3 protein-coding genes are annotated in these 2,138 nt (G+C 65.7%); 2 read left to right on the top strand and 1 reads right to left on the bottom strand.

Translation table 11 applies throughout. The features are described 5' to 3' along the window. Positions 1 to 793: DEAD/DEAH box helicase family protein (locus QZV93_RS16240; protein ID WP_295559673.1), on the bottom strand; the 793-nt coding region annotated here is incomplete at its 3' end. A gap of 204 nt (positions 794 to 997) precedes the next feature. On the opposite strand from QZV93_RS16240, the gene QZV93_RS16235 reads away from it, so the two are divergent. After that, entirely contained in the window at positions 998 to 1,291 is a 294-nt protein-coding gene (locus tag QZV93_RS16235; RefSeq protein WP_295559672.1) for a PsiF family protein, read from the top strand. 138 nt (positions 1,292 to 1,429) lie between these two features. Then, complete coding sequence (locus tag QZV93_RS16230) at positions 1,430 to 2,125, top strand: isoprenylcysteine carboxylmethyltransferase family protein (protein ID WP_295559671.1); 696 nt, start codon at positions 1,430 to 1,432, stop codon at positions 2,123 to 2,125. The last annotated feature ends 13 nt before the right edge of the window (positions 2,126 to 2,138 follow it).

The raw sequence follows: 2,138 nt of genomic DNA, 5'->3' as shown, positions 1-2,138 counted from the left end.
GCTCGAGCAGGGCGCGCGTCGCCGCGTGGCGCATGCGGTCGATCTGCTCGTTGATGTCGGCTTCCTTCTCGATGTAGGTGTCGGTGCGCGGGACGTAGGCCTCCGGCTGATAGTAGTCGTAGTAGGAAACGAAGTACTCGACTGCGTTCTCCGGGAAGAAGCTCTTCATCTCGCCGTAGAGCTGCGCGGCCAGTGTCTTGTTGGGCGCCAGGATGAGGGCCGGGCGCTGGGTCGCCTCGATGACCTGAGCCATGGTGAAGGTCTTGCCGGAGCCGGTGACGCCGAGCAGAACCTGCGTGCGTTCGTGATCGTTCACGCCGGCGACGAGGTCGGCGATGGCGGTCGGCTGGTCGCCCTTGGGCTCGAACTCGGAGACGATGTCGAAGCGGCGGCCGCCCTCGCTCTTCTCGGGCCGCTCGGGGCGATGCGGCATGAACATCGGCATGGCGCCCGAGACCAGCGGGTGCGAGGCGATCATGGGCTGGCGCGCGAGGATTTCCCGGGCCCTGTCGGTACGCTCGTGGGGGCGCGTCAGGATGGCATTCAGGCTGTCGCCGAGGCTTTCGCCTGCGGCGGCGCGCGGCGGCAGCGGACCTTGCTGACGTAGCGCCGGAAGGGGCTTGCTCGTCCCGTCGCCGAGGGGTCCGGTTGCCGTAAATGCGCTCTGAGGTGCCTCGCCGAAGCCGGGCGTACCGGCCGAGGTTTCCACCGGCGGGGCGGACGGCTTGCCGGACCGGCCGCGCGAGGGGCGCGGCGCTTTCGGGGCGCCGGGTGACTTGGAGGATTTGGCCATGGGCCGAATATGGCGTGCCGAACGGGGCGAGGGAAGGGCACGTTCATAGGGGTTTCCGGGCTGCCTTACCAATCCGTACGAACCGGGCAAAGAGGGTGTGAGAATTGGGGTGTCTAGTAGGGGGCACCGCCTCGGCGCCGTGCCGGCCGGGACCGACCGCAGAATTGCGGCGGCGAGGACCATCTTTCGAGAGGAAATGCCCCCATGTCCAAACGTATTGCGCTCATGACGACGGCCCTGATGCTGGCGATCGGCGCTGGTGGAATGGCATCCGCCGCGACCATCAAGAAGGTGGGCGCGCATCCGCGCTCGCAGGCGTCGTTGCAGTGCTCGGCGGAAGCCAACGCCAAGGGCCTGCACGGCAAGGCGCGCATCGCGTTCCGCCGCAGCTGCTTGCGCCATGCCGAGCACAAGGTGGGCTATCGCCAGCCGATGGCGAAGCATGTGCATCACGCCAGCACGCACAAGAAGCTCGAGAAGGCTGACAAGAAGGCCTGACCGACCGCTTTGCCCAAATTCCCTCCCTCCCTAGCTAGGCCCGCATCTTGCGGGCCTTTTTTTGCGCTTGAAACCGATCGCACCAGTCGCAAACATTCCTGCGGAGAGTGGAGTTCGCGAACTTGGAGGCGATTTCCCATGGCGAGCGACGATCCCGTCGTCGGGAAGCTCATCAAGCGGACCGCCATCTGGACCGCAGTCAATGCGGCGCTGTTGTTCGTGCCTGCGGGGACCGTCAACTGGCCGCAGGGCTGGATCTATCTGTTTCTGGTCAGCGGGCTCGGACTTGCGTCCGGGTTGGTGATCGCCAGGCATGATCCGGCGCTGCTCCAGGAGCGCTTGGGTCCGCCTGTGCAAACGGAGCAGAAGGGCTGGGACAAGATCCTGCTCTCGGTCTTTTTCGCGCTGTGGCTCGCCCTGTACGTGGTCGCGGGGCTCGACGCGGTCCGCTTCCGCACTTCGGAGATGCCGCTTTTGCTCGAGGCCTTGGGTGCGATCGGAATCGTGTTCGGTCTCTATGTGTTTCACATCGTCATGGAGGCCAACACGTTTGCGGCGCCGGTCGTGAAAATCCAGACGGAGCGCAATCACCATGTGATCTCGACCGGGCCTTATGCGCGCGTGCGCCATCCCATGTATGGGGGCGCCATCGCACTCATCCTCGGCACGGGGCTGCTGCTCGGCTCGTGGTGTGCGGTCGGGCTCGGAATTGTCCTGATCTTGATGCTGGCGATCAGAGCCGTGCTCGAGGAGGAGACCTTGAAACGCGAGCTCGATGGCTATGCGGATTATGCCGCTCGCGTGCGCTACCGGCTGGTCCCGGGGGTGTGGTGATGCCCGGGGCCGG

This window comes from uncultured Hyphomicrobium sp., assembly GCF_902826555.1.
Taxonomy (GTDB): domain Bacteria; phylum Pseudomonadota; class Alphaproteobacteria; order Rhizobiales; family Hyphomicrobiaceae; genus Hyphomicrobium_C.
Note: the sequence above shows the minus strand (reverse complement) of the source record. Positions and strands in the feature narration are given on the sequence as shown.

Excerpts from the sequence above, each read along its gene's own strand:
- QZV93_RS16230 (WP_295559671.1), top strand. The coding sequence starts at position 1,430 with ATGGCGAGCGACGATCCCGTCGTCGGGAAGCTCATCAAGCGGACCGCC.
- QZV93_RS16235 (WP_295559672.1), top strand. The coding sequence starts at position 998 with ATGTCCAAACGTATTGCGCTCATGACGACGGCCCTGATGCTGGCGATC.